Below are 3199 nucleotides of genomic sequence, written 5' to 3'. Positions count from 1 at the left end.
GCCTGGCCGAGCTCGCCGTCCTGCTCTCCCCGGCGGCCGGCGCGCGCCTCGAGGAGCTCGCGCTCGCCGCCCGTGAGACCACGCTGCGCCGCTTCGGCCGGGCGGTGCGCCTGTTCGCGCCGCTGTACGTGTCGAACGCCTGCCTGTCGTCCTGCACCTACTGCGGCTTCGCCAAGGGCCTGCCGGTCGTGCGCCGCACGCTGGACCTCGACGAGGTCGAGGCCGAGGGCCGGCTGCTGGCCGAGCGCGGGTTCCGCCACCTGCTGCTGGTCTCCGGCGAGCATCGCGTCGAGGTGTCCGCCGACTACCTGGTGGCCGTGCTCGAGCGGCTGCGCCCGCTGTTCCCGTCGCTGTCCATCGAGACCCAGACCTGGTCGGACGACACCTACGCCCGCCTGGTCCGCGCCGGGCTGGAGGGTGTCGTGCACTACCAGGAGACCTACGACCGGGCCCGCTACGCCGAGGTGCACGTCGCCGGTTGGAAACGTGACTACGACCGGCGGCTGTCGTCGTTCGACCGGGCCGCGGCCGCCGGGGCGCGGCGCCTGGGCATCGGCGCCCTGCTCGGACTCGCCCCGGACTGGCGCGCCGACGTGCTCGCCCTCGGCGCGCACGCCGCGTTCCTGTCCCGGCGGCACTGGCGGACCGAGGTGTCGGTGGCGCTGCCGAGGATCAAACCGTCGGCGAGTGAGTTCCCGCCGGTCGTGGTCGTGTCCGACGCCGAGTTCGTGCAGGCCCATGCCGCGCTGCGGCTGTTCGGGCCGGACCTCGCCCTCACCCTGTCGACCCGGGAACCGGCCGGGATGCGCGACGGCCTGGCGCGGATCGCGGTGACCACGATGAGCGCCGGTTCATCGACCGAGCCCGGCGGCTACGGGTCGGCGGGCACCGCCCAGGAGCAGTTTTCGATCTCCGATGATCGGTCGCCCGCGGAAGTCGCGGAGATGCTGGTCAGGGCCGGTTACGAGCCGGTCTGGAAGGATGCCTTTCCGCTCGTGGACGCGAGCGCGCGAGCAAAGTCGTAATAGGCTGCGCCGATGCGGCGAATCGTCATTGTGGGTGCGGGTATGGCCGGTGGCCGGGCGGCCATCGAGCTGCGTAAGCGCGGCTTCGAGGGCGAGCTCGTGCTCGTGGGCGCGGAGTCCCACCGGCCCTACGACCGGCCGCCCCTGTCCAAGGCGGTGCTCAGCGGCCGTGCGCACGACACGACCCTGCCGCTGGCCCTCGACGATGTCGAGGTGCTGACCGGCCGAAGCGCCACCGCCCTGACCCCCGGCACGGTGCGGACCGACGCCGGCCCGCTGGACTACGACGGCCTGGTCGTGGCGACCGGGGCCGATCCGGTGACGCTGCCCGGAGACGGCCCGGTGCGGGTGCTACGGACCATCGACGATGCCCTCGGGCTGCGCGCGGCGCTGCGGCCCGGCCTGCGGCTCGTGATCGTGGGCGCCGGCTGGATCGGCGCCGAGGTGGCGACGACGGCGGCGCAGATCGGCGCCGAGGTCACCGTGGTGGAGGCGGCCGACACGCCGTTGCAGGTCGCGCTCGGCGCGACCGTCGGCGCCCGCACGGTCGACTGGTACGCGCGAAGCGGGGTGAAGCTGCGTCTGGGCGTCTCGGTCGAGCGCACGACCGCGGAGGGCCTGGTCCTGTCCGGCGGTGAGCTGCTGGCCGCCGACGAGATCCTCGTCGGCATCGGGGCCCGTCCGAACGTCGGCTGGCTGGCCGGCAGCGGGCTGGCCCTCGAGCGCGGTGTCGTCGTCGACGAGCGGCTGGCCGCCCGGTGGGAAGGCGTCGACGGCCCGCCGGTGGTCGCGGTCGGTGATGTGGCGGCCTGGTGGTCGCGCCGCTACGGCCAGCGGCTGCGGGTGGAGCACTGGGACACCGCGCAGCAGTCGCCGACGGTCGCCGCCGCGACGCTGCTGGCCGCCGCCGGCGCCGACGGTGCGGCCCAGGATGGCGCCGAGCCGGCGATCTACGACCCGGTGCCCTACTTCTGGTCGGACCAGTTCCGCCGGATGGTGCAGTTCGCCGGCCGCTGGGGCGCCGCGGACGAGCTGGTCTGGCGGGGCGACCCGGACGAGCCCGACCCGTCCGACGGCGCGCGGGCGGTCGGCTGGTCGGCCGGCTGGTTCGCGCCGGACGGGTCCCTGCGCGCGCTGGTGACCGTGGGCCGCCCGATGGACATGGCCCCGGCCCGGCGGCTGATGCTGGCCGGCGGCGGCGTGGACCGGACGGCCTTCACCGACGTCAACGTGACGATGAAGGAGCTCGTGGCGGCTTCGTGAGCCGTGGGCGGCCGACCGGTTCAGCCTCCGGAGCGGCCGCCGAACGGTCGATTTCGCCGAGTATGCACTTCTTTCGCACACAATGCCGTCGGCGCGGGCGATTGCCGCACGGTGTTTGAGCAATGTCGTCCGCCGGGCGAAAAGTGCGCAATGCCGCGATGGTCGGATAGCGACTTCTCCACCCGAATGAGGACAAGGTGGTGGAACGCACTAGAGTGCCGGGCGTGCCTCGCATTCACCTGGTGTCGAACCTGCCCGGTGTGAACGCGCTCGGCGACCACTTGCGCGCAGCGGGTCTCGGCCCGACCTCGGCGCGGTCGGCGGACGCGCTTCTCGTCCTCATCGACCGCCCGCTCGACCACGTCGAGCAGGACCTCCTCGACCGCGCCCGCACCTCCGTCCCGGTGCTGCTCGCGGGCCCGACGGTGCGGTCCCTGCCCGCGGACAGCCCGCTGGTGGAGTCATCCGGGCTGGTACCCGGCCGGGCGACGCCCCCCTACAAGCTCACGCTGCGGACCGGGCCGCAGGGTGAGGCGATCATGGTTCGCGCGGGCGAGTTCCACCCGCGGGAGTCCTGGGTGATGCCGGAGAAGATCGCCGACGACGTCGAGCGGCTCATCCTGGTCCGCCATGGCATGACCGACCATCCGATCTGCACCTGGCGGCCCTCGGCCGGACTGGGCATGTTCACCCTCGGCGCCGGGGCGGAGGTTCTCGCCGACCCTGCCTACCACCGCCTGGTCGGTCGGTGGCTGCGGCACTGCCTCGGCGTGCTCGACGCGCCGCCGGTCAGCGTCGGCCTGCTCGGCACCGCCGAGATCGCCGCGTCGCACCGCGCCGCCACTGCCGGCAGGAGTTCGCCGCCGCGGTTCAGCCCGGCGACATCACGGCCTGATGGCCGCGAGCAGTTC

At 73.8% G+C, this 3199-nt stretch carries 2 protein-coding genes and 1 pseudogene; all 3 read left to right on the top strand.

Going from position 1 to position 3199, the window contains the following annotated elements; translation table 11 throughout:
* Positions 1-1025 (top strand): 2-iminoacetate synthase ThiH (gene thiH / locus MXD58_RS23715; protein ID WP_250609951.1); only part of this gene is annotated, 1025 nt, incomplete at its 5' end.
* A gap of 12 nt (positions 1026-1037) precedes the next feature.
* Positions 1038-2288 (top strand): NAD(P)/FAD-dependent oxidoreductase, encoded by a 1251-nt coding sequence (locus MXD58_RS23710; RefSeq protein ID WP_248837245.1) that lies wholly within the window; start codon positions 1038-1040, stop codon positions 2286-2288.
* A gap of 224 nt (positions 2289-2512) precedes the next feature.
* Positions 2513-3199 (top strand): annotated as a pseudogene (locus MXD58_RS23705) (Gfo/Idh/MocA family protein); the annotation flags it as partial.

The organism is Frankia sp. AgKG'84/4, from assembly GCF_023242965.2.
Classification (GTDB): domain Bacteria; phylum Actinomycetota; class Actinomycetes; order Frankiales; family Frankiaceae; genus Frankia.
The sequence above is the reverse complement of the archived record's forward strand: the minus strand, read 5'-3'. Positions and strand labels throughout refer to the sequence as shown.